The sequence below is a fragment of the Acuticoccus sp. I52.16.1 genome, from assembly GCF_022865125.1.
In the GTDB taxonomy this organism is placed as follows: domain Bacteria; phylum Pseudomonadota; class Alphaproteobacteria; order Rhizobiales; family Amorphaceae; genus Acuticoccus.
Window position 1 is genome coordinate 4,469,354 of the sequence record NZ_CP094828.1, and the last position, 21,282, is coordinate 4,490,635.

General features: G+C 69.3%; 19 protein-coding genes and 3 tRNA genes. 11 read left to right on the forward strand and 11 right to left on the reverse strand.

The window, feature by feature from the left end; genetic code table 11:
• Positions 1-80 precede the first annotated feature (80 nt).
• Positions 81-491, reverse strand: a complete 411-nt coding sequence (locus MRB58_RS20105; RefSeq protein WP_244778865.1) for a response regulator — start codon at positions 489-491, stop codon at positions 81-83.
• A 312-nt stretch (positions 492-803) separates the two neighbouring features.
• A complete protein-coding gene (locus MRB58_RS20110) occupies positions 804-1,058 on the reverse strand; it encodes a hypothetical protein (protein ID WP_244778866.1) in 255 nt (84 codons plus the stop codon).
• A 389-nt stretch (positions 1,059-1,447) separates the two neighbouring features.
• Between MRB58_RS20110 and MRB58_RS20115 the strand changes: the two genes are divergently transcribed.
• A tRNA-Leu gene (locus MRB58_RS20115) sits at positions 1,448-1,532 on the forward strand.
• Positions 1,533-1,551: 19 nt separating this feature from the next.
• Here the strand turns inward: MRB58_RS20115 and MRB58_RS20120 are convergent.
• The 5 genes from MRB58_RS20120 to MRB58_RS20140 form a co-directional block, all read right to left on the reverse strand.
• The gene (locus tag MRB58_RS20120; RefSeq protein WP_244778867.1) at positions 1,552-2,733 is read right to left on the reverse strand and encodes a DUF563 domain-containing protein; all 1,182 of its coding nucleotides are present in this window, start codon (positions 2,731-2,733) and stop codon (positions 1,552-1,554) included.
• A gap of 317 nt (positions 2,734-3,050) precedes the next feature.
• Positions 3,051-3,127 (reverse strand) — tRNA-Arg (locus tag MRB58_RS20125).
• Positions 3,128-3,241: 114 nt separating this feature from the next.
• Positions 3,242-4,370, reverse strand: a protein-coding gene (gene prfB, locus MRB58_RS20130) for a peptide chain release factor 2 (RefSeq protein ID WP_244778868.1) whose coding sequence is annotated in 2 segments (ribosomal slippage) — positions 3,242-4,300 and positions 4,302-4,370 — 1,128 coding nt in all. Because the reading frame shifts where the segments join, the coding sequence is not laid out codon by codon here.
• A gap of 244 nt (positions 4,371-4,614) precedes the next feature.
• Positions 4,615-5,634 (reverse strand): cytochrome d ubiquinol oxidase subunit II, encoded by a 1,020-nt coding sequence (cydB, locus tag MRB58_RS20135; protein ID WP_244778869.1) that lies wholly within the window; start codon positions 5,632-5,634, stop codon positions 4,615-4,617.
• A 77-nt stretch (positions 5,635-5,711) separates the two neighbouring features.
• On the reverse strand, positions 5,712-7,154 hold the full coding sequence (locus MRB58_RS20140; RefSeq protein ID WP_244778870.1) for a cytochrome ubiquinol oxidase subunit I: 1,443 nt from the start codon (positions 7,152-7,154) through the stop codon (positions 5,712-5,714).
• Between the two features lie 348 nt (positions 7,155-7,502).
• Between MRB58_RS20140 and MRB58_RS20145 the strand changes: the two genes are divergently transcribed.
• Together MRB58_RS20145 and MRB58_RS20150 are read left to right on the forward strand one after the other, a co-directional pair.
• Positions 7,503-8,273 carry an N-acyl homoserine lactonase family protein gene (locus tag MRB58_RS20145; RefSeq protein ID WP_244778871.1) on the forward strand — a complete coding sequence of 257 codons (771 nt, stop codon included), beginning with the start codon at positions 7,503-7,505 and terminating at the stop codon, positions 8,271-8,273.
• A gap of 110 nt (positions 8,274-8,383) precedes the next feature.
• Entirely contained in the window at positions 8,384-9,385 is a 1,002-nt protein-coding gene (locus MRB58_RS20150) for an asparaginase (RefSeq protein WP_244778872.1), read from the forward strand.
• Between the two features lie 26 nt (positions 9,386-9,411).
• Here MRB58_RS20150 and MRB58_RS20155 read toward each other — a convergent pair whose 3' ends face one another.
• Together MRB58_RS20155 and MRB58_RS20160 are read right to left on the reverse strand one after the other, a co-directional pair.
• Positions 9,412-9,711, reverse strand: a complete 300-nt coding sequence (locus MRB58_RS20155) for an antibiotic biosynthesis monooxygenase (protein ID WP_244782062.1) — start codon at positions 9,709-9,711, stop codon at positions 9,412-9,414.
• A gap of 238 nt (positions 9,712-9,949) precedes the next feature.
• Positions 9,950-10,594: an inner membrane-spanning protein YciB gene (locus MRB58_RS20160; protein ID WP_244778873.1), complete on the reverse strand. Its 645-nt coding sequence runs from the start codon at positions 10,592-10,594 to the stop codon at positions 9,950-9,952.
• Positions 10,595-10,702: 108 nt separating this feature from the next.
• On the opposite strand from MRB58_RS20160, the gene MRB58_RS20165 reads away from it, so the two are divergent.
• The 5 genes from MRB58_RS20165 (at position 10,703) to MRB58_RS20185 (ending at position 13,903) form a co-directional block, all read left to right on the forward strand.
• On the forward strand, positions 10,703-11,311 hold the full coding sequence (locus MRB58_RS20165) for an ATP-dependent Clp protease proteolytic subunit (RefSeq protein ID WP_244778874.1): 609 nt from the start codon (positions 10,703-10,705) through the stop codon (positions 11,309-11,311).
• The gene (locus tag MRB58_RS20170) at positions 11,311-12,138 is read left to right on the forward strand and encodes an aldo/keto reductase (protein WP_244778875.1); all 828 of its coding nucleotides are present in this window, start codon (positions 11,311-11,313) and stop codon (positions 12,136-12,138) included. The genes MRB58_RS20165 and MRB58_RS20170 overlap by 1 nt, the downstream gene beginning before the upstream one ends.
• Before the next feature lie 4 nt (positions 12,139-12,142).
• Positions 12,143-12,976 carry a YdcF family protein gene (locus MRB58_RS20175; RefSeq protein WP_244778876.1) on the forward strand — a complete coding sequence of 278 codons (834 nt, stop codon included), beginning with the start codon at positions 12,143-12,145 and terminating at the stop codon, positions 12,974-12,976.
• Between the two features lie 93 nt (positions 12,977-13,069).
• A complete protein-coding gene (locus MRB58_RS20180) occupies positions 13,070-13,720 on the forward strand; it encodes a glutathione S-transferase family protein (protein WP_244778877.1) in 651 nt (216 codons plus the stop codon).
• A 108-nt stretch (positions 13,721-13,828) separates the two neighbouring features.
• A tRNA-Val gene (locus tag MRB58_RS20185) sits at positions 13,829-13,903 on the forward strand.
• A 123-nt stretch (positions 13,904-14,026) separates the two neighbouring features.
• Here MRB58_RS20185 and MRB58_RS20190 read toward each other — a convergent pair.
• Together MRB58_RS20190 and MRB58_RS20195 are read right to left on the reverse strand one after the other, a co-directional pair.
• Complete coding sequence (locus MRB58_RS20190) at positions 14,027-14,407, reverse strand: response regulator (protein WP_244778878.1); 381 nt, start codon at positions 14,405-14,407, stop codon at positions 14,027-14,029.
• A gap of 26 nt (positions 14,408-14,433) precedes the next feature.
• Positions 14,434-15,882 carry a PAS domain-containing protein gene (locus tag MRB58_RS20195; RefSeq protein ID WP_244778879.1) on the reverse strand — a complete coding sequence of 483 codons (1,449 nt, stop codon included), beginning with the start codon at positions 15,880-15,882 and terminating at the stop codon, positions 14,434-14,436.
• Between the two features lie 270 nt (positions 15,883-16,152).
• Between MRB58_RS20195 and MRB58_RS24855 the strand changes: the two genes are divergently transcribed.
• From MRB58_RS24855 to MRB58_RS20205, 3 genes are all read left to right on the forward strand, one after another.
• On the forward strand, positions 16,153-16,287 hold the full coding sequence (locus tag MRB58_RS24855) for a hypothetical protein (RefSeq protein WP_256461687.1): 135 nt from the start codon (positions 16,153-16,155) through the stop codon (positions 16,285-16,287).
• A gap of 182 nt (positions 16,288-16,469) precedes the next feature.
• Positions 16,470-17,180, forward strand: coding sequence for a hypothetical protein (locus MRB58_RS20200; protein ID WP_244778880.1), 711 nt, complete (start codon positions 16,470-16,472; stop codon positions 17,178-17,180).
• Between the two features lie 508 nt (positions 17,181-17,688).
• Positions 17,689-21,057 (forward strand): calcium-binding protein, encoded by a 3,369-nt coding sequence (locus tag MRB58_RS20205; RefSeq protein WP_244778881.1) that lies wholly within the window; start codon positions 17,689-17,691, stop codon positions 21,055-21,057.
• The last annotated feature ends 225 nt before the right edge of the window (positions 21,058-21,282 follow it).

A 21,282-nucleotide genomic window follows, 5' to 3' on the forward strand; every position in this document is an offset into this window, starting at 1 on the left:
CGGCAAGGCTCACACCAGCGACAGTGCGGTCCGTCGGCGCGCTCGGGCGGCCACCGCTCGCCGCGCACCCGTGCCCGGCGCTACACGAGCATCCGGCGCACGGCGCTCATCAGCGCGTCGTCGGGCGTCGGCTTGGAGAGCACCTCGGAGCCGGCGTAGATCGAGCGCAACTCGTTCTTCACCCCATGGCCGGTGTGGAAGATGAACGGGATGCCGCGGGCCTGCAGGATATCGGCCGCGGGGAACACCTCGCCGCCGATGATGTTCACGTCGAGGATCGCGAAGCTGACCGTCTCCTCGCGGGCCGCGCGCACCGCTTCGTCGAGGCGGCCGATCGGCCCCAGGACCTCGAAGCCGAATTCGTCCTCGAAGAGCATCTTCAGCGTGAAGCCGATGAGCGCTTCGTCCTCGACGATCAGGATGCGTCGTGCCTTGCCGCCCGTGGCAGCAAGGTCGGTGGGGAGGGCGCTGGAAACGCTGGGGTCTGTCACTGCCGCGTCCTTTCGGTCGATCCGGTCATGTCGGGGGTCGGGGCGAGGTGGGGCTGCCGGCGCTGCTCGCCGGCCTGGGGTCGTCCGGCACAGGCCACGGGCGGCCTATGGTGAGCGTGGCGCCCTCGGCCGACGCGGCATCGGGCGTTTGGGGCGCATGGCGGTGGAGGCGGTGGATCGGCGGGGTCCGGTCATGACATTCCACTCGCAACGCGGCCTGCATCGGCCGGGGGCTCTCCGGGAGCCTAAGGACGCTGTCTTGCCCCGCGCTGACGCAGCCGAGCGGCGGCGCGGCAGGCAGGCCGGTATGGCTCAGATCGTCAGGCGGTCGCTGTTGCGATAGACCTCGCCCGGCATCGGGGCGCGGCGGGTGCGTGCGGCGAGGGCCTGCCAGGGAGCGACCTCGGCCGGCGGGGGGCGCTCCGCCGTGCCGCGGTCGTGCGAGGGTGCGGCCGTGCGCGGGACCGCGCGCCGCTCGGGTCCGCGAGCGTCGTCGTCCTCGCCGTCGTCTTCGTCGAGGATCGAGCAATACCTCGCCTCGACCCATTCGCGCGCTTGTGTCGCCATTGCTGTCACCTGCAACGAGGCTGTCTGCGTTGGTTCGGCTATTCCAGACGTGCCTCGTGCGAGGCTTGCGGCGGCCGGCAAACCCCGCAATTCGCGCGGGTTGTGCGATGATGCGCGGGAATTGTCATAGTCTCGCGGTTTTCTTCGCGCGGCAGGCCGGGGCAAGCGCGGCACTCTAGGCCCCTTGGCGACGTCGACGGGGAGGGGACCGCCGCACCGGGCACCGGAGCCGTGCGCGGCGGTACGCCGTGCGCCGGCGCTTCGGCGCGGGGGCGCCACAAGCGCCTTGCCGCCGCGTCGTCCCGCCTGCTACCGAAACCGCCTGGGAGGCCGGGGCCGACCCGGGACGGCCAAGCGCCAGCCGCACCGTGCCGTGGACCCGGTCCGCCGCGGGCGTGATGGAATGGTAGACATACCGGACTTAAAATCCGGAGGGCTTTGCCCGTGCGGGTTCGAGTCCCGCCGCCCGTACCAGCTCGCCTGCGCCGCGCCCTCAGGGCAGCAGCAACCCCGCGAACGCCTCCTTCGATACGACGACGTCGGCGTGGCTCATGCCCAGCGAGTCGCCGCCGTAGGCGGCGCGGTCGTACCCGCAGTCGTACGCCTCGTACGGGAGGCCGAAGGTCTCGGCGATGCGGTGGAATTCGGCGCTGATGTGGGGGCCGTGCAGCTCGGTGACGCGGCAGCTGTGCGGGGCGAAGACGATGTTGGCGAAACCCGCCCCATGCAAGCCAATGATGTGCTCGGCCTGGTGCAGCAGCCCGGCCGCACCGGCGATGCCGTAGTCCTCGAAGTTGACCACCGTATAGCCGCGCGCGGCGATGATCGGCAGCAGCTCTTCCTCGTTGACGAGGCGGCGCCGACTGGCCCTCCCGCGCGAGACGTAGACGCGCCGGGGCGTGGCGGGGTCCAGCGTCTCGGGCCGGAAGAGATCGCGCACGGCGTCATAGAGCTCCGGCCGGGCGAGACCGGCGCGGCGCTGCCGTGGCACCCACAGGACCCGCTCGACGTCGACGACGGCACCGTGATGCTCGCGGGTGTGGCAGCGGGCCGGGTCGATCCCGAGCAGCGCCAGCGTCTCGGCATGGAAGGGGTTGCGCAGAGAGGTGAAAAGGAAGTTGTCGACCGCGTCGAGGTCCATGTGCCGGCGCAGCGCCAGGAGCTTGGGCAGCGCGTCGAAGATCCAATGCGAGTAGAGCGGGCCCCCTTCGACGACGGCGTTCATGGTCGTTCCGGGAAGGGCCGGAACGTCCGTCGCCGCGGCGACCCAGGGCGCGGTCCAGCGTCCCTCCGGCGGCGACATCGCCGGCACGATCCCGTCCGCCACCAGCGCCAGGCGGTTGTGGTTGTGGATCGAGAGCCGCGCCGGTCCCGCCTCGAAGAGATCGACCGGGTGACTGCCGGCGCCGAAGGGCTCGTCGATCGTGTGGCGGGTCCAGGCCTTCGACAACGCCGGCGGCGCGACCTTGGTGATGCGCTCCAGCAGCCAGTCCGGAAGGGCCGAGCCGCGTTGGCACTGGGTCATTTCGCGCGCGGTGAAAAGGCCGCGTTGCCGCGCCTCGGCGGCGATCGTGGCGAAGCTGGTACTGCGAAAGTCCCGGTCCAGCGTGATGGTGACGTACTCGGCGAACTCGTCGCGCGCGACGTCGATGGTCGACTGGGTCTCGAACTGCACGAGCAAGTCCCAAGGCTACTGTACACGTCGTGCGCCTTACCACGGACGCGCAAGCGGGGCGACGCGACTCCCGCGTCGGATCGTCCTGGCCGGCCAAAGACCATGCCTCGTCCACAAGATCGCCGGCGCGGGTACGCGAACGCCGCATTTTCGCCATGTCGCGGTCGGTTCGCGTGGAGAGGCCTTACCGGAAATTCGCCGCCGGGGAATGCCGCGTCCGTCCGGCGTGCGTGGGTGGGGCGCAAGGCGGATGGCTCCGGTGCGCGGAGAGTGCGCCAGGGATGTGCGCCGGAACGCCGATAATGTATTGAAAAGATTGGCGCACCCGACAGGATTCGAACCTGTGACCTCTGCCTTCGGAGGGCAGCGCTCTATCCAGCTGAGCTACGGGTGCCGGTGTGCCGAGAGGTAGCGGAACGCTCCGCTCTCGGCAAGGTATCATTCGCGCCGGTCACCGCAAAGGCACCGGCGATCGCCGCGGACCCGGCCGCGGCGACCCTGGACCAAGTCAGTCGACGTCCTCGACCTCCTCGGTCGAGCCGTAGGCGCGCTGGGCGAGGGAGGCCTCCATGAAGGGGGTCAGCTCGCCGTCCAGCACATCGTCGGGCGCGGTCGATTCGACCCCCGTGCGCAGGTCCTTCACCAGCTGGTAGGGCTGCAGCACATAGGAGCGGATCTGGTGGCCCCAGCCGATGTCGGACTTCGAATCCGCCTCCGCCTGCGCCTTCTCTTCGCGCTTCTTCAGCTCCGCCTCGTAGAGCCGGGCGCGCAGCATGTCCCACGCCGTGGCGCGGTTCTTGTGCTGCGACCGCTCGTTCTGGCACGCCACCACGATGCCGGTCGGAATGTGCGTGATGCGCACCGCCGAATCGGTCGTGTTGACGTGCTGGCCGCCCGCGCCGGAGGCCCGATAGGTGTCGATCCGCACGTCGCTCTCGCTGACCTCGATGTCGATCCGGTCGTCGATGACCGGGTAGACCCAGACCGAGGCGAACGAGGTGTGCCGGCGCGCCTGGCTGTCGTACGGCGAGATGCGCACGAGGCGGTGGACGCCGGACTCGGTCTTCAGCCAGCCGTACGCGTTCTCGCCCTTCACCTCGATGGTGGCGGACTTGATGCCGGCCTCTTCCCCGTCCTGGTACTCCATCGTGGAGACCTTGAAGCCCGACTGCTCGGCCCAGCGCACGTACATGCGCAGGAGCATCGACGCCCAGTCCTGCGATTCGGTCCCGCCGGCGCCGGAGTGGATTTCGACGTAGCAGTCGTTCGCGTCCGCCTCGCCCGAGAGGAGGGCCGCGATCTGCTTCTTGCCGAGGTCCGCCTTGAGCTGCTTCAGCGCGCCCTCCGCGTCGGCGACGACCGTGGCGTCGCCCTCCATTTCGCCCAGCTCGATCAGCTCGACGGTATCGTCGAGGTCGCGGGCGATCCCGTTGATCGTGGTGATCGACGTCTCGAGGCGCTGGCGCTCCTGCATCAAACCCTGCGCGCGTTGCGCGTCGTTCCACAACGACGGGTCTTCGGCCGCAGCGTTCAGCTCTTCGAGGCGTTTGACGGCGTTATCCCAGTCAAAGATGCCTCCTCAGCAGGCTGAGTGCCTGCTTGATCTCATCTACGAGGGTCTCGGTCTCAGCCTTCACGGCGATCTCCTTGTTCGGACGCCTCGATATCGTCGCCGTGGCGCCGGGCGCAAGGCCTCGTCGGCACGAGAGGCGTGCCTCAGCCGATCATGAAGCGGATCGCGATGGCGACGGAGCCGACCGTCGCCACCCCGACGCACCAGAGCGCCACGAACCAGAGGACTTTTCGCAGTGTGGTCGGCATAGCGGGAATTTCGCCGGTTGCGGGCGCGCGTCGCATGGCGCGCGGCCCTGGAAGAGGGGCTCAGTGATAGCCCTTGTCCGGGTCGACCTTGCCGCGGAAGACCCAGTACGAATAGGCGGTGTAGCCCAGGATGATCGGCAGCATCACCACCGCGCCCACGAACATGAAGAGCTGCGATTTGAACGGCGAGGCCGCGTCGTAGATCGTGACCTCCATCGGGATCACATAGGGCCACATCGAGATCCCCAGCCCCACGAAGGTGATGAAGAAGATCGCCAGCGCGATGACGAAGGGCGCGATGTCCTGGTTGTGGCGCATCAGCGAGCGGAAGAGGGCGAGCGTCAGCAGCGCCACCAGGATCGGCACCGGCGCGGCGAACAGGAGCTGCGGCAGGGCGAACCACCGTTCCCAGTAGGCGTTTCCGAGGAAGGGCGTGGCGAGGCTGACGGCGACGATGCACCCCACCGTCGCCACGCCGCAGACCCAGGCAATCTTGCGGGCCTTCTCCTGCGGCTCCCCGGCGAGCTTCATGTTGAGCCACGTGGCCCCCAGCAGCGCGTAGCCGGCGACGACGCTGAGCCCGGTGAGCACGGTGAACGGCGACAGCCAGTCCCACCAAGTGCCGGCGTAGGCCCGCCCCTCGACCTCGACACCCTGGAGGATCGCCCCCAGCGCCACGCCCTGGCAGAAGGCCGCCAGCGTCGAGCCGCCGATGAACGCGAAGTCCCATAGATAGCGGCGCTTTTCGGAGCGCCAGCGGAACTCGAAGGCGACGCCGCGGAAAACCAGCGCCAACAGCATCGCGATGATCGGCGGGTAGAGCGCCGGCATCAGTATGGCATAGGCAAGGGGGAAGGCGGCAAAGAGCCCGCCGCCGCCCAGCACCAGCCACGTCTCGTTGCCGTCCCACACCGGCGCGACGGAGTTCATCAGCAGGTCGCGGTCCTTCCGCGTCGGGAAGAAGGGGTAGAGGATGCCGAGGCCCAGGTCGAACCCGTCGAGCACGACGTAGATGAAGATGCCGGTGGCGAGGAGCAGCGCCCATGCCACCGTCAAGTCGAAGCTGACAGCCAGATCCATCGCTTAGGCTCCCCGGCACTGTGCGATTGTCGCGAAGGCCGCGCCCCGGCGCGCCGCCTTGGAGGTGGGAGAGGCGTTCATTCCGCCGCCCCCGGTCCGAACGCGCCTTTCTCGGCGACCTGGGGCGAGGGTGTGATGCCGGCGCTGCGGATGGGACCGAGTGCGTCCGCCCCGTCGCCAGCCCCGTCGGTCGTCCCGCCGCCCGGCTCCTGGTCGATGAGGCGCAGCACGTACCAGACGCCCGCCCCGAACACGACGAAGTAGATGACGATGTAGGCGATCAGCGAGGTCGCGACCGCCGGGGCCCCCACGGGTGACACGCTGTCGGCCGTGCGCAGCAGGCCGTACACGGTGTAGGGCTGGCGGCCGACCTCGGTGGTGAACCAGCCGGCCAGCACCGCGACGAGCCCGGAGGGGCCCATCACGACCGCCGCCCGGTGCAGCCAGCGCCCGGTATAGAGCGTGCCGCGCCACCGCGCCCACAGGCTCCACATGCCGACCCCCAGCATCAGGAAGCCCAGGCCGACCATGATGCGGAACGCGAAGAAGACGATCGCGGTGGGCGGCCACTCGCTCTGCGGCACACTGTCGAGCCCGGCGAGGGGGGCGTTCAGGTCGTGCTTGAGGATCAGGCTGGAGAGCTTGGGGATCTCGATCGCATAGTCGACCCGCCGCTCGGCGTCGTTGGGGATGCCGAAGAGGACGAGGGGGGCGCCGTCCGGGTGGCTCTCGTAGTGGCCCTCCATGGCCATCACCTTCACCGGCTGGTGCTCCAGCGTGTTGAGGCCCTGCGAGTCGCCCAGGAATATCTGCACCGGGGTCACTAGCGCGGCCATCCACATCGCCATCGAGAACATCGTCGTCACCGACCGGTTGGCGCCGCGGCCGCGCAGCAGGTGCCACGCGCCGACACCGCCGACGATGAAGGCCGTGGTGAGATAGGCCGCCGTCACCGTGTGGGCGAAGCGGTGCAGGAACGACGGGTTGAAGATGACGGCCAACCAGTCCGCCGGCAGAAACTGGCCGTCCTCGCTGATGGTGTAGCCGGTCGGCGTGTGCATCCACGAGTTCACCGACAGGATCCACGAGGCCGACACCGCCGTGCCGACCGCCACCATCAGGCACGCGAACATGTGCAGCTTCTCGCCCACCCTGTCGCGCCCGAAGAGCATGATGCCGAGGAAGCCGGCCTCCAGGAAGAAGGCGGTCAGCACCTCGTAGGCCATCAACGGGCCGAGGACGGGGCCGGTCTTGTCGGCGAAGACGGACCAGTTGGTGCCGAACTGGTAGCTCATGGTGATGCCGGAGACGACGCCCATCGCGAACACCACCGCGAACGGCTTCACCCAGAATTTCCACAGCCGGAGGTAGGCCTCGTCGCGGTGCCACAGCCACATCCCGTTCAGCACCGCAAGGTAGCTCGCCAGCCCGATGGTGATGGCGGGGAAGAGGAAGTGGAAGGCGACCGTGAAGCCGAACTGGATGCGCGCCAAAAGCAGCGCATCGAACTGGTCGAACATGGGCGTCTCCCGTCTGGATTTCAGAGATTTCTGAAATTTGTGACAGATATCGAGTTAGAGCAATATGTCCTCTAAACGCAACCATTATGGACGACGGTACGTGTAACGTCTTCAAGACGACCGCCCGGATATGGCATTTGCGCGATCACCGTTGCGATAGAATGCCGCATCGGCAGGCGTTCCGGCCGCCGGACCCCGGCGGTTCCGCTCGGACCGGGCGGGGACCGGGATCGGACGGGGCCGGGGACGGGGCCGGTGATCGGGTGCCGCGAGGACCGGGCGAGGCGACTACGACGAGCGGAGCGAGGCGATGAGCGGACGGCGGACGAGCATGCGGACGACCGGGCGATGACCAGCGTGCTGGAGCTTCACGTCCTGCTCGTGGGCGTGCGCTTCGTACCGCTGACGGGCGCGGGCGGTGCGGTGGAGAGCGTGCCGATCACCGCCGCCCTCGCCCGCACCCTCAATGGGACGATCCTGTTCGACACCGGGGTCGACCCGCGCCACGTGAACGACCCGGTCCGGCGCGCGGTGATGTTCGAGGCCCGCGGCAACGACGCACCGGCGCCCATGGTCGAGCCCGGCCGGGACCTCGCCGCGCAGCTCCAACGCCTCGGCCTGGCGCCCGGCGATGTCGACCAGGTGATCCTCAGCCACCTGCACGCCGAGGCGACCGGGGCGCTGAAGTCGCTCTGCGCCGCCACGGTCGCCCTCCAGCGCGCCGAGTACGACGCGGCGTTCGCGCCGGGCGGCCCGCCCGACACCCGCTACCTGCCGCTCGACTACGACCTCCCACCCGCGCGGTTCGACCTCGTCGACGGGGACCGGGTGATGGACGAAGGGGTGACCGTCGTCGCCACTCCCGGTCACACCCGCGGCCACCAGTCGCTGATCGTGGAGGTGGGCGGGGCGGGGCCGGTTCTCCTGGTCGGCGGCGCGGGCACCTCGGCCGCCGGTATCGCCGCAGGGACGCTGCCGCCTTGTGTCGACGAGACGGCGGCGGCCCGGTCGCTCCGCCGTATCGACACGCTCGGTTGGGAGCTGGGGGCCACGGTCGTCGCCGGCGAGGACCCGGCCCTCCTGACGGCGTTGGCGCGCGGGCCGCTGTCGTTCGCATGAGCCGTCGTTCGCATGAGCCGTCCTTCGTGTGAGCTGTCCTTCGCTTTCGCAGGGCGCTAGGAGGGCGGCGCATCCGCTCGTCGCGCCGCCGCATCATGCCAGGAGTGAACATGCCCAATCCGGTCATCTGTGAGGTCACCCGCGGGGGGATCGTCGAATCGGTTCACCGTGGCGCCTATGCGGTGGTGGACGGCTCCGGCCGCGTCATCGCCGCCTCGGGCGATGTCGCGCGGCCGGTCTTCGCGCGGTCGGCGATGAAGCTGATGCAGGCTCTGGTGCTGGTGGAGAGCGGTGCGGCGGATGCGGCGGGGTTCGGCACCCGCGCGCTGGCGCTGGCCGGCGCGTCTCACTCCGGCGAAGCGGGGCACGTCGCGCTGGCGCAGGAGATGCTGCAGCGCGTCGGGCTGACGCAGGACGCCCTCGGCTGCGGCCCGCAATGGCCGGCCGAGGTGCGCGACGCGGCCGCCGTCCTCATGTCGCGCGGCGCGCCGGGCCGGGTCCACAACAACTGCTCCGGCAAGCATGCCGGCTTCCTCGCCACGACCCGCCACCTCGGTGCCGACGTCGCCACCTACCTCGATCCCGCGCACCCGGTGCAGCGCGCGGCGAAGGCGGCGGTCGAGAGCCTCGTGGGCGGGGTGATCGCGGGCGACTGCTGTTCCATCGACGGCTGCTCGGCGCCCACCTTCGCCATGCCGCTGGAGGGTCTGGCGCGCGGGTTCGCCCGGCTTGCCACCGGCGCCGACCTCGCGCCGGAACGGGCGGCGGCGGCGCGCCGGCTGATGCAGGCGGCGATGGCCGAGCCCTGGCTCGTCGCCGGCACGGGCCGCCTGTGCACGGCGCTGATGCAGGCCGCTCCCGGCCACGTCTACGCCAAGACGGGGGCGGAAGGGGTCTACGTCGCCGCCTTCCCGCATTGCGGCGTGGCGCTGGCGCTGAAGTGTGACGACGGCGGCACCCGCGCGGCCGAGGCGCTCGTCGCCGCCCTCACATTGCGCCACGGCGGGCTTCCGGACGAGGCGGCGGCGAGCGTCGCCGCCATGGCACGCCGCCCGGTCGCCGACCGCAACGGTCACGTCGTCGGCGAAATCCGCGGCGTGGTGGCGCGCTGACCGGCCGCCGTGCCGCGCGCGGGGTTTCAGTTCACCGTCTGGATGATGTCGAAGCTCTCCAGCTCCGGGTGACCCATGTAGAGAGGCTTGTTGTCCCCCGCGCCGGCGTGTGCCTTGCGGAAGGCCTCCGAGCGCGTCCAGTCGAGGAAGGCGCTCTGCGATGCCCACACGGTATGGGAGGCGTAGAGCGTGTAATCGTCCTTCTCCGGCCCCTTGAGCAGGTGGAACTCGACGAAGCCCGGGACCTCGCCGAGGTGCGTGTCACGCCCGAGCCAGACGGCCTCGAAGTCGGCTTCGGAGCCTTTGCGGACCTGGAAGCGGTTCATGGTGATGTAGGACAAATCGGCCTCCCTCGGCGCACGCTGCCTCGGCGCGCGCTGGCGCTGCGGTGTCGGCAAACCTCACCGCGCGGGTCCACTTCGTCAAGCGGCGGCGGAGCGGCGCGAATGGTCCAGCTCGTCCCGCGCGAGGGCGACGACGAAGCGGGCGAAGTCCCGCCGCGGCACGCTCCGGGCGAGCGCCTCGGCGCTGTCGCTCATGGCGTTTCCCTTCGCGGGTCGGAGGTCAGGCCGAATGCGCGGCCGGGTTCATCGCCGACTTGGCGCCCGCCGGCGGGCTCTCCTCCAGGCAGGCGCCGTCCTCGGTCCGCAGGTTCTCGCGGATCACCGGCCAGCTCAGCCACAGGAAGAGGATGTTGAACGTCGGTGCGATGGTCTTGAACCAGGCCCACGCCTCGACCGACATGGTGCGCCAGATGATCTCGTTCGCAACCGCCATCGTCGTCAGGTAGACGATCATCCGCAGCGACAGGGTCCACCACGCGCCGTCGGTGAGGCGAAATCCGTCTTGCAGCGAGCGCTTCAGCAGGAGACGTCCCGTCAGCAGCCCGGCAAGGATCGCCAGCGCGCCGCCGCCGTTCACCACCGTCGCGCGAAATTGGATGTAGTCGGGATCGTCGAAGGCTATGGTCAGCGCGCCGAAAGCCGCCGCCAGGAGGACCATCCCCGCCGGGATGAACGGAAAATGCCGCTTCTCGATCCACGAATAGGCCGCGCTCGCCCCCGTCGCGACGACGAAGAGCAGCGTGGCCGCCTTGAGGTTGACGCCTTGCAGCGCCACGACGAATACGATCGCCGGGCCGATCTCGATCGCGAAGCGCTCGAAGAGCTTGCGCTTGTTCACGCGTTGCCAGGGCGTCTTGTCTTCCATCCGGTTTCTCCGTTCGGATGGAAGGAACGCGACCGGCCGGTGATCCGATCCCGTTTGCGTTTCGGGCCGCACCCTCATAGATAGCGGCCAACACTCGAGAGGACGAGAATGCCCCTATTTTCCCGCTTCGACGATGACGACGACGAGGACGAAGAGAAGCTGAAGAGCCAGCAGTCGATCCCTGTCGACAAGCACCTCTTCGACGCGCGGCAGGTCATGATCGTCGGCCAGATCTCGATGGACCTGGCACGCGACGTGTGCCAGCGCCTCTTGGCGCTCGCCCATGTGTCGAACGATCCGATCACCGTGATCGTGTCCTCGCCCGGCGGCCACGTCGAATCCGGCGACATGATCCACGATACGATCTCCATGATCTCGCCGAAGGTGAATATCCTCGGCATGGGCTGGGTCGCGTCGGCCGGTGCGCTGATCTACATCTCCGTGCCGAAGGAGCAGCGCTACTGCACGCCCAACACGCGCTTCCTGCTTCACCAACCCTCCGGTGGTGCCGGCGGTGCGGCCTCTGACATCGAGATCCAGGCTCGCGAGATCCTCAAGATGCGCGAACGCCTCGAGAAGCTGTTCGTCGAGGCGACGGGCCAGCCGCTGGAGCGCATCCAGAAGGACACCGACCGTGACCACTGGATGAGCGCCGAGGAAGCGGTCGACTACGGCCTCGTCGGCAAGATCGTGAAGCGCACGGGCGAGCTCTCCTGATGGCGATGCCGACCTTCGACGTCGCCGGCGTGTCGATCCCGAAGATCGGGATCGGCACCTTCAACATGGACGGCGAGCCGGCGACCTGCGCCGTCGCCGAGGGCCTGCAGGGCGGCTATCGCCACGTCGACACCGCCGAGATGTACGGCAACGAGGTGGCCGTCGGGGAGGGGATCCGCGCCTCCGGACTGGCGCGGGACGAGATCTTCGTCACCACCAAGGTCTGGCACGATCACCTGTCCGACAGTGCCATGCAGGCCGCTTGCGAGGCCTCGCTGAAGCGCCTCGGCCTCGACCGGGTGGACCTCTATCTGATCCACTGGCCGAGCCGCGACGTCCCGGTCGCCGAGGCGATCGCCGCGCTCAACCGCATCCACTCGCGCGGTCTCGCCCGGTCGATCGGCATCTCCAACTTCCCGACCAAGCTCATCGAGGAGGCGGTCCACGCGACCGAGGTGGAGCTCGCCGTGAATCAGGTCGAGTACCACCCGTTCATGGACCAGGGCCCGGTGATGGCGGCACTCGCCAAGCACGGCATGGGTCTCACCGCCTACTGCCCGCTCGCCCGCGGCAAGGTGCTGGAGGACGAGACCATCGCCGGCATCGCCGCGCGCCACGACGTCACCCCGGCGGCGCTGACGCTGGCGTGGCTGATCGGCCAGGACTCGGTGATCGCGATCCCCAAGTCCAGCTCTCCGGCGCGGCTGATGGAGAACCTCGAGGCGGTCGACGTGGTTCTGACGGCGCAGGAACGCGCGGCGCTCGACGCGCTGCGCAGCCCGGCGGGCCGCCTCGTCGATCCGGAATTCGCGCCCGACTGGGACTGACGCCTTGGGTCCGCTGGAGACGGTGTACGCGGTCCTCAAGCCGTCGAACGCCGTCTACCTTCTCGCCGTCGCCGGCTTTCTCATGCTGTTCTGGCGGCGCCGGCTGGGCATGACGGTCCTCGCCTCGGCGCTCGTCGCCTGGGGCGCGGTCGCCTACCTGCCGCTCGGCCGCCTGCTCGCCGAGCCGCTGGAGACGCGCTTCCCCCGTCAGCTTCCGGACCGGGTGGACGGGATCGTCCTGCTCGGCGGCTTCCTCGCCGGCCACGAGACCGACCCCTACGCGCTGGAGCTGGGCTGGGCGGGCGACCGGCTGCTGGTGACCGCCATGCTCGCCCGCCGCTTCCCGGACGTGCCGATCCTCATGACCGGGACGGAGGAAGCCGGGCGCACGCGGGCGGCACTGGTGGAGCTCGGCGTCGACCCGGCCCGGATCCTCCTGGATCCCCGCGCCACCTCCACCTGGGAAAACGCCCGCTACGGCTACGAGGTGATGCAGCCCGACCCGGCCAAGCGCTACGCCCTCGTCACCTCCGCCTCGCACATGCCCCGCTCGATCGGCATCTTCCGCCGCGTGGGTTGGCCGGAGATGGTCGCCGTCCCCACCGGCCGCATCACCACCGACATCTGGGAAGACGTCCCGCGCGACGCCGGCAGCGGCCTCAGCGAACTGGACTGGGCTCTGCGCGAGTGGCTCTCGCTCGCCGCCTACCGCCTGCTCGGCCGCACCGGCGAGCTATTGCCGGGCCCGGCCGCCTCCGGGCCCACCGGTTCGCCGTCGCCGTCGCCGTCGCCGTCGCCGTCGCCGCCGGGCGCCGCATCGGGCGCGGAGAGCGGGTAGCCGGTGGCGTGCCCGCAGGTTGCCATGGCAAAGCGCACCGCGACATAGTCTGACCGGCCCGGACGGGGCCGCCGTTCAACCTCAGGATCGTCCATGAAGTACACCATCGTCATCGGCAACAAGAACTATTCCTCATGGTCCATGCGGCCGTGGCTCGTGCTCGACCACTTCGGGTTGGCGTACGAGGAGGTGATGGTTCCCCTCGACATGCCGGAGACGCGGCCGACGATTCTCGAGCATTCGCCGGCCGGGAAGGTCCCCGTCCTGCTCGACGGCGGCTTCGCGGTGTGGGACAGCATGGCCATCATCGAGTATCTCGCCGAGCGGCACCCGGATCTTCCCATCTGGCCGGCGGAGTTGCAGGCGCGCAGCCGCGCCCGCTCGCTGGCGATGGAGATGCACGCCGGTTTCGCCGGGCTGCGGACCTCGTGCCCGATGAACCTCAAGGTCGTGAAGCGCTTCAAGCACCGCGGCGGCTCGGCCACCGCGCGCGACGTCGCCCGCTTCGAGGCGATGGTGCGCGACCGTCTGGCCCGCAGCGGCGGCCCGTTCCTGTTCGGCGAATGGACCGCGGTCGACGCGATGTACGCGCCGGTGGCCGCCCGGCTCACCGGCTATTCCTGGCCGATGGAGGGTCCCACCCGCGCCTACGTCGAGGCGGTGCAGGGTGAGGCGAGCTACCGCAAGTGGCGTGCCGCGGGCCTCGAGGAGACCTGGGTCCACCCGCGCGTCGACAAGGCCTGAGGCGCCGCGCACGGGTCGAGCGCACGGCGAGGGGACTTTCCACCGAAAGGGCGGAGACGACCCCTTGCCTCCACGCCAGGAAGCTCGTATATCGCGGCCTCTGGCTGAGGGCGCGTAGCTCAGCGGGAGAGCATTCCGTTCACACCGGAAAGGTCACTGGTTCAATCCCAGTCGCGCCCACCATGTCTCCCCATCTCCGAGCTTCCCGATCTCCGAGACTTCTCGTCCCGAACCGCCTCGTCTCATCCGCCGCCGCTCGCGACCGGTGTACGGCGCCGTGTCGGGCCGTCGGCGGCGGCACCGAGGTCAAACGAGCTTGGCGAGCTGCGTGATGATCTCCTCGGGCGGGGTCGGCTTCTTGATCACCGGGGCGGTGGGGTAGGACGCCCTCAGCTCTCGCTTGGTGCCGTGGCCCGTGTGGAAGACGAACGGGATCCCCCGATCCTCCAAGACATCGGCCGCCGGATAGGCGTCCTTGCCGTTGAGGTCGACGTCGAGGACGGCGACGTCGAACGAATCCTCCTGCGCCGCCAGCACCGCGTCCTCCAGCTGCGACAGTGGGCCGATCACCGTCGCACCCGCCTCCACGAAGGCCAGTTCCAGAAGCATCCCGATCAGCGATTCGTCCTCGACGAGGAGGACGCGCACGTTCTGAAGGCGAAGAGGGGGGGCGGTTTGGCCTGCCACGAGCTCGTCCGCTACAATGTCGATAATCACGCTTCCACCAGGTTTTCCGAGGGAATCTGAATCCGAATCAGGACGCCCTCCGGCGCCCATCGGCGTGCCATACGTCCGCCGAGCTGTGCAACCGAGGAACGGATCAGCCGGCCGCCGAATCCGTCGGCGGGCTCGGTCTTCGGCTGGCGATCCTCGAACGCGTAGATGAATTCCCGCCACTCCAGGCAGAAGCTGTCGTCCTGGCGGCCCCACGTGACCTCCACATGCCCGCCGGAGGGGGACCAGGCGCCGTACTTGATGGCGTTCGTCGCCAGTTCGTGGATGACGAGGCCGATCGGCGTGACCGCTTGGCGCGCCATCAGCAGGTCGGGTCCGCTCAGCTCCCAGCTGCGCAGCGCGTCCTCGTAGGGGGACAGCACCGCCTCCAGGAGGCGGTTGACCGGGATCGGTTCCATCCGGTCGCTGTCGATGCTGATGAGGTGGGCGGCCGCCAGCGCGTCGAGCCGCGCGCACAGCTTCGCGGCAGCCTGCCGCGCGTCCTTCTCCTGCTGCGCGCCGACGACGACGAGGCCGCGCAGCACGCTGAAGAGGTTCTTGAGGCGGTGGTTCAGCTCACGGTTCATCAACCGCACGTGCTCTTCCGCCTGCCGCTGCGATTCGATGTCGACGAACGCGGTGATCGCGGCGATGATCTTGCCCTCGTCGTCGCGCAGGGGGCTGGAGTTGAGCAGCCAGCGCCGGTCGCCGTCGGCGGTGCGGTAGCGCATCTCCTCGTTACGGGTGACGACCCCGTGCAGCAGCGCCTTGGCCGTCGGATAGTCCTCGAAGGTGTAGGGGCGGCCGTCCTCGTGCACGGCCTTGCCCTGGTCGTAGCGTTCCAGGCCGCCGGGGATCTGGAACAGGCCGGTCATTTCGCGCGCGGTGCGGTTGATGATCGGCGGCTTGCCCATCGGGTCGCGCGCGATGGAGATGCCGACCGGTGCCACCTCGATGATCGAATCGAAGAAGCTCTGTTCCATCAGCAGCTTGTGCTCCTGATCGCGCAGCTCCCGCTCGATCGCCTGGCGCCGTTCCACCTCGCGTTCCAGCTTGGCGCGCGCCTCGTGTTCGCGCGTGACGTCGATGAGCGTCTGCGCGATGGAGACGACGCGCCCGCCCTGCACCACCGGCGCCAGGTGCCAGTTGAGCCACACACGCCCGCGCGCCAGCCCGTCGTAGGGGAAGTCGACACCGGATTCGGCCTGGCCGGTGCGCACCACGCGTTCGAACGCGGCGAGGATGCCGGCGGGCCGCGCCTCGGTGACGAAGCTCTGCAACGGCATGCCGACCATCCCGTCCGAGGCGAACGGCTCGTCCCAAAAGGTCTGGTATCGCGGGTTGTGGGTGTGGACGCGGAATGGAGTCTGCGCATCGAACAGTGCGAGCCCGGCGGGGGATAGCTCGAAAAGTTCGAAGATTTGAGCATACTCGTTTTGGTGTTTCACCAACATTACTGGCGTGATCCGGTGAATTGATCCGCAATGAGCGTGCGAATACGCAACGGCGGATGACCCGGCATTAAACTGGATCAACCCTGAAAAACCTGCTCTGCCATAGGATCTAAAACAAGGGGAGAATTGTAATTTATCGTAAAAGTTGTGGGGTCTGCGAAACCTAGGCGAGCGCGCGGGGCGCACGATCCAAGGCTTTATGATCTATGCTGCTTTATTTCTGACGCGATCGTGATGGCCGCGCCTATCACTCCGGTTGGATCGATGCATTCTGCAGGGCCGCCCGACCGGATCGAAGAACTGGGGCGACACCGGGTGGTCCTCGGCCCCGTCGGACCGGCGATCTTCCTCGCCGGCATCGCGCCGGGCGACCTCGGCGCCGGCAACTTCATCTACTGAGCCGGCCGCGGCCCCGCCCGCTCCGGAATGACGAGGATTGCGCCGCGGACGGGGCGCAAAGTCGGCGCCGATGGCCTAAGGTCGGTGCCGGCGGGCGCTGGATGCGTGTCCGCGGCGGCCCTTCGCGGCCGGGCACCACGATGCCCGGGGCAAGGGGCGCGCACGCGTCGTCCGCCGGCGGCGTGTCCCCCGAACGAGCCGGAGCGCCGACCATCCGTCCGACCCCAACGACCCCGCCGCGCTTCTGGCCCCTGTCTCTCGCCTTCCGCGATCCGCGCATCGAGTGCCTGTTCATCGCCGACAACAACCAGCGCGCCGTCGGCCCGGTGCGTGCGTTGGGCGCGCTCTGCATCGCGCTCGTGGCGCTCCTTGCCGTGTTCGATCTCGTCACCGGCTCGCCGGCCGCGACGGCGCTGCTGCCGGGCCGTCTCCTGGGTATCGCGGCGGTGGCGGGCGCGCTGGCGCTCAGCCGGTCGCCGACGATGGTGCGGTGGGGGCAACTCGTGCTGGCCGGCTTCTTCATCGCCCTCAACGGCGGGCTCTACCTCTCGGTCCAGAGCTACGGCAGCCAGGTTCTGGCGATGATCCCGGCCTTCATCATGGCACTGGCGATGACGCTGGTGCTGCCCGCGCTCCTCTTCCGCCTCGCGCTGCCGATCGCCGCCGTCGCCACGCTTGCCTATGCCGAGCGCATGGTGATCTTCATGCCGGGCGTGACCTGCACCATCCCGATCCTCTTTCTGGTCTCGACGCTGCTGGTTCTGGCCTTCGGCGCCTACGCCTCGGAGCGGGGGCGGCGGGAGGCGTGGGCCACGCGCCGCGCGCTCGCCAAGGAGATGGCGCGGGGTCGCTGCGGGTCGGGATCCACACCGGACCCGTCGTCGCCGGCATGATCGGCGGTCCGCGGTTTATCGAGGACGCCCGGCGCGGCCCGGAGACCACCGCGCGCCGCATGGTGTCGACAGTGCCGAAATCGCCGTGACAGGCCTCGGCCCGACGGAGGTTTCCCCGCTCTCCGGCGACCGGCGCGTTGGATCTCGCACCGCGCCGGGAGCATGACCGCGCGCGATTACCTTCACTTACATTCGCTATAACTGTTTTTCGATCGGGATTTGTTTAAGATTTTGTCATGTACAGGGCAAAACGTGTTTCGATGCACCTGCTTATTGATATAGCCAATTGACAGGATGGTTAGGTGCACGGTCTATAAGACGAGCGGCTGGCGGCGGTCGTGTGACCGTCGCGCGCCTCTCCTCGGCCGAGCGCGGTGGCGTGCGTGGCGGTGCGCTGCGGTACGGCGGCCGCGTGCCTCTGGTGGGCGTCGTGCGCCGCGCGCGCTCGTGCGATCCGCGAGGACCGCACCCACGCCGGGGCGCGCCGGGGGCGGACGAAGGGACGGACATGGACGAAGACGCCACGATCGGTGACGACAACATCGTCATCGGCGACAACGCGGACACGGTCCGGGCTCAAGCCGGGAACGACACCGTGACAGGCGGCAGCGGCGCCGACCGGATCGAGGGCGACGCCGGCGACGATCTCCTGAGCGACGACGCCACCGAGGGCGGCACCCCCCGCTACAATTCGGCCGCCGACACGGTCCTCGGCGGCCTCGGAGACGATACGATCCGCAGCTACGGCGGCCCCGACTCGCTGGACGGCGGCTACGGCTTCGACGACGTCCTCGTCCTCGACCGCCGCCTCGACGGAGGTGCGCTGAGGACCACGAACGTCGGCTTTTCGGACCGCGTCGAGCCCTACAGCAACGTCAGTTTCGCCGACGGGACCGAGATCCGCAATTTCTCGCGCGTCGTCCTCTACGGCACCCGTTACGGCGATCTCCTCGGCCTCGGCGCCTCGGACGACACGATCTACGGCGGCGACGGGGCCGACACGATCTACTCCGGCGACAGCAACGACGTCGTCTACGGCGAGGCCGGGAACGATCGCCTCGCCGCCACGCCCATGACCTACGACACGCTCACCGAGCAGCCGACGTCGGACACGACGCTCAACGGCGGCGAGGGGAACGACACGCTGGTCGGCGCGGGCGGGGACGACTATCTCGTCGGCGGCGCCGGCAGCGACCTTCTCACCGAGACCGGCGGCGCACTGGGCCTCTTCGGTGACGACTACCTTTATGGCGGCGGCGGCGACGACGAGTTGCAGTCCATTCGCGGCGCCGACACGCTGGACGGCGGCCCGGGCTTCGACACGGTCTACTTCACCCGCTTGGGCGAAAAGGGCGGCAGCCTCTCCGGATGGACCAATCCGGCGCTGTCCGGTGGGGTGGTGGTCGACGGCGAGACGGTCGTCTACCAATTCAGCGACGGGACCGTCATCCGCAACGTCGAAGCCGCCCGCTTCGAGCTGACCAACCAGAACGACACCTTCCAGGGCAGCCGCCTCGACGAGGAGATCAACGGCGGCGACGGCAGCGACACGATCGACGGCGGCGCCGGCAACGACACGATCGACGGCGGCGACAAGTACGCCAACGAAAGTCTCAGCGGCGGGGCCGGCCACGATGTCCTGCGCGCCGGTGACCTGCCCGACACGCTCGACGGCGGCCCCGGCAACGACTGGCTGGACGGCGGCTCCGGCGGCGATCACTTCGTCGGCGGCTCCGGCAACGACACCTTCGTCGGCGGCGACGGGGCCGACATGGTCTCCTTCCGCGACCAGACCCGCGGCTTCCGCGCCGACCTCGGCGCCGGCACCTTCACGGTCGACGGTGTCGACACGTTCTCCAGCATCGAGCAACTCGAAGGCGGGCAGGGCGACGACACGCTGATCGGCACGGACGCCTACGATTTTCTCTCCGGCCTCGGCGGCAACGACGTCCTGAAGGGCGGCGGCGGCGGCGATGCGCTCGACGGCGGTGCCGGCGCCGACACCATCTATGGTGGCGCGGGCGACGACTGGGCCTACCTCGACCATCCGGGCGACGTCTACATCGAAGCGGCGGACGAGGGGTTCGACGCCGTCAACTCGCGGCTGGCGCGTTATACGCTCCCCGACAACGTGGAGCGGCTGAACCTGTCGATCGGCGCGTTCGAGGGGACCGGCAACGCCCTGCGCAACTCGATCCACGGCAATCAGGAGGACAATCTCCTCTCCGGCCTCGCCGGGATCGACTACCTCTACGGCGAGGAGGGCGACGACACGCTGGACGGCGGCAGCGACCGTGACGTCATGGCCGGCGAAGAGGGCGACGACCTCTACGTCGTCGACCACACCGAGGACGTCGTCACCGAGAAGCTCGGTCAAGGCGACGACACCGTCGTGTCGTCCGCATCGAGCTACACCATCCCGGTCAATGTCGAGCGGCTGCAATTGGCCGGCGCGGCCGGCGACGTCGACGGGTTGGGCAACGCCTTCGCCAACACGCTGGCCGGCAACGGCGCCGACAACGCGCTCTCCGGCGGGCAGGGCGAGGACACGCTCCTGGGCGGCGCGGGGGCGGACACGCTCAACGGCGGCGCCGACGCGGACCTGATGCGCGGCGGCGCGGGGGACGACCGCTACGTCGTCGGCATCGTCGGCGACGAGGTGATCGAGGATTACGCGCAGGGCTACGACACCGTCATCGCCTACGTCGCCAACTATACGCTGCCCCGCAACGTCGAGCGGCTCGTCCTGGGCAGCGGCAACAACGCCGGCTACGGCAACGCCGCGGGCAATGCCATCATCGGCAACGAGCTCGACAATTATCTGCGCGGCGAGGACGGCGACGATTCCATCGACGGGGCACGCGGCAGCGACACCATCGTTGGCGGCAACGGGGACGACACGATCGACGGCGGCGCCGGCATCGACTCCATGGTCGGCGGCGCGGGTAACGACCGTTACGTCCTGGGGCTGCCGGGCGACGTGGTCGACGAGAAGGCCGGCGGCGGGTTCGACACGGTCGAGACCTATGTCGACGGCTTCGTGCTGGGCGCGGAGGTCGAGGGGCTGGAGCTTGCCGGCCGCACGCTCACCGGCACCGGCAATGCCGCCGCCAACCGACTGACCGGCAACGCGCTCGCCAATGTCCTGAACGGCGCGGCCGGCAGCGACACCCTCGCCGGCGGCGACGGCAACGACACGCTGGACGGCGGCGCGGGGCGCGACGTCATGCGCGGCGGCGCCGGCAACGACGTCTACGTCGTCGATTCGCTCGACGACGTGGTCATCGAGGGCAGCGGGCAGGGGTTCGACACCGTGCGCGCCGAGGTCGCCAACGCGACGCTCGGCGACAACGTCGAGGCGATGGTGCTGGGTGCGGGCGTCAACGCCGGCAGCGGCAACGACGGTGCCAACGTCCTGACAGGCAATGCGCTGGACAACTACGTGCGCGGGGAGGGCGGCGACGACCGTCTCGTCACCGGCGCCGGCAACGATACGCTGGTCGGCGGCGAGGGTGACGACACGCTGGTCGGCGGGGCGGGACAGGACGTGCATGCCCTGCGCGGCGGGGACGACGTGGTGGTCTTCGCACAGGGCGACACCGGCCTCGGCGCCGCCCGCCGGGACATCGTGCGCGACTTCGTCTCCGGCGAGGATCGGCTCGACCTCTCCGCGATCGACGCAGACGGTGTGCTGCCGGGCGACCAGGCGTTCACCTTCGTCGGCCGCGCGGCAGTGCTGGGGACCGGCGAGGTCGGCGTGACCTTCACCGACACCTCCACCATCGTCAGCGCCAACGTCGACGACGATCGCCTGCCTGACCTGCAGATCGAACTGGACGGTATCCTGTCCTTGTCGGACCTGGACTTCATTCTCTAAGCCTCGCGCGGCTTGGCTTTCTCGGGCCTCTCCCCGGCCCAGACCGCGCGCGATGGGTGACGGCGACCGGGACCCGGCCCGGTGCGCCCGGCCCTTGAGGGTGGCACCGCGCTGGCGGTCCGGAGTGCCCGGATTCCGCCATAATTGGTCGCCGGGCGGCCGGTTTCCGGGGCGGGCGGGCCACACCGTGCGACAATCGATGCCACGGGAGAATTGCCGGCGCCG

Excerpts from the sequence above, each read along its gene's own strand:
- MRB58_RS20155 (WP_244782062.1), bottom strand. The coding sequence starts at position 9,711 with ATGAACCGCTTCCAGGTCCGCAAAGGCTCCGAAGCCGACTTCGAGGCC.
- MRB58_RS24855 (WP_256461687.1), top strand. The coding sequence starts at position 16,153 with ATGCATTCTGCAGGGCCGCCCGACCGGATCGAAGAACTGGGGCGACAC.
- MRB58_RS20180 (WP_244778877.1), top strand. The coding sequence starts at position 13,070 with ATGAAGTACACCATCGTCATCGGCAACAAGAACTATTCCTCATGGTCC.
- MRB58_RS20170 (WP_244778875.1), top strand. The coding sequence starts at position 11,311 with ATGGCGATGCCGACCTTCGACGTCGCCGGCGTGTCGATCCCGAAGATC.
- cydB (WP_244778869.1), bottom strand. The coding sequence starts at position 5,634 with ATGGATCTGGCTGTCAGCTTCGACTTGACGGTGGCATGGGCGCTGCTC.
- MRB58_RS20145 (WP_244778871.1), top strand. The coding sequence starts at position 7,503 with ATGACCAGCGTGCTGGAGCTTCACGTCCTGCTCGTGGGCGTGCGCTTC.
- MRB58_RS20110 (WP_244778866.1), bottom strand. The coding sequence starts at position 1,058 with ATGGCGACACAAGCGCGCGAATGGGTCGAGGCGAGGTATTGCTCGATC.
- MRB58_RS20160 (WP_244778873.1), bottom strand. The coding sequence starts at position 10,594 with ATGGAAGACAAGACGCCCTGGCAACGCGTGAACAAGCGCAAGCTCTTC.
- MRB58_RS20140 (WP_244778870.1), bottom strand. The coding sequence starts at position 7,154 with ATGTTCGACCAGTTCGATGCGCTGCTTTTGGCGCGCATCCAGTTCGGC.
- MRB58_RS20205 (WP_244778881.1), top strand. The coding sequence starts at position 17,689 with ATGGACGAAGACGCCACGATCGGTGACGACAACATCGTCATCGGCGAC.
- MRB58_RS20150 (WP_244778872.1), top strand. The coding sequence starts at position 8,384 with ATGCCCAATCCGGTCATCTGTGAGGTCACCCGCGGGGGGATCGTCGAA.
- MRB58_RS20165 (WP_244778874.1), top strand. The coding sequence starts at position 10,703 with ATGCCCCTATTTTCCCGCTTCGACGATGACGACGACGAGGACGAAGAG.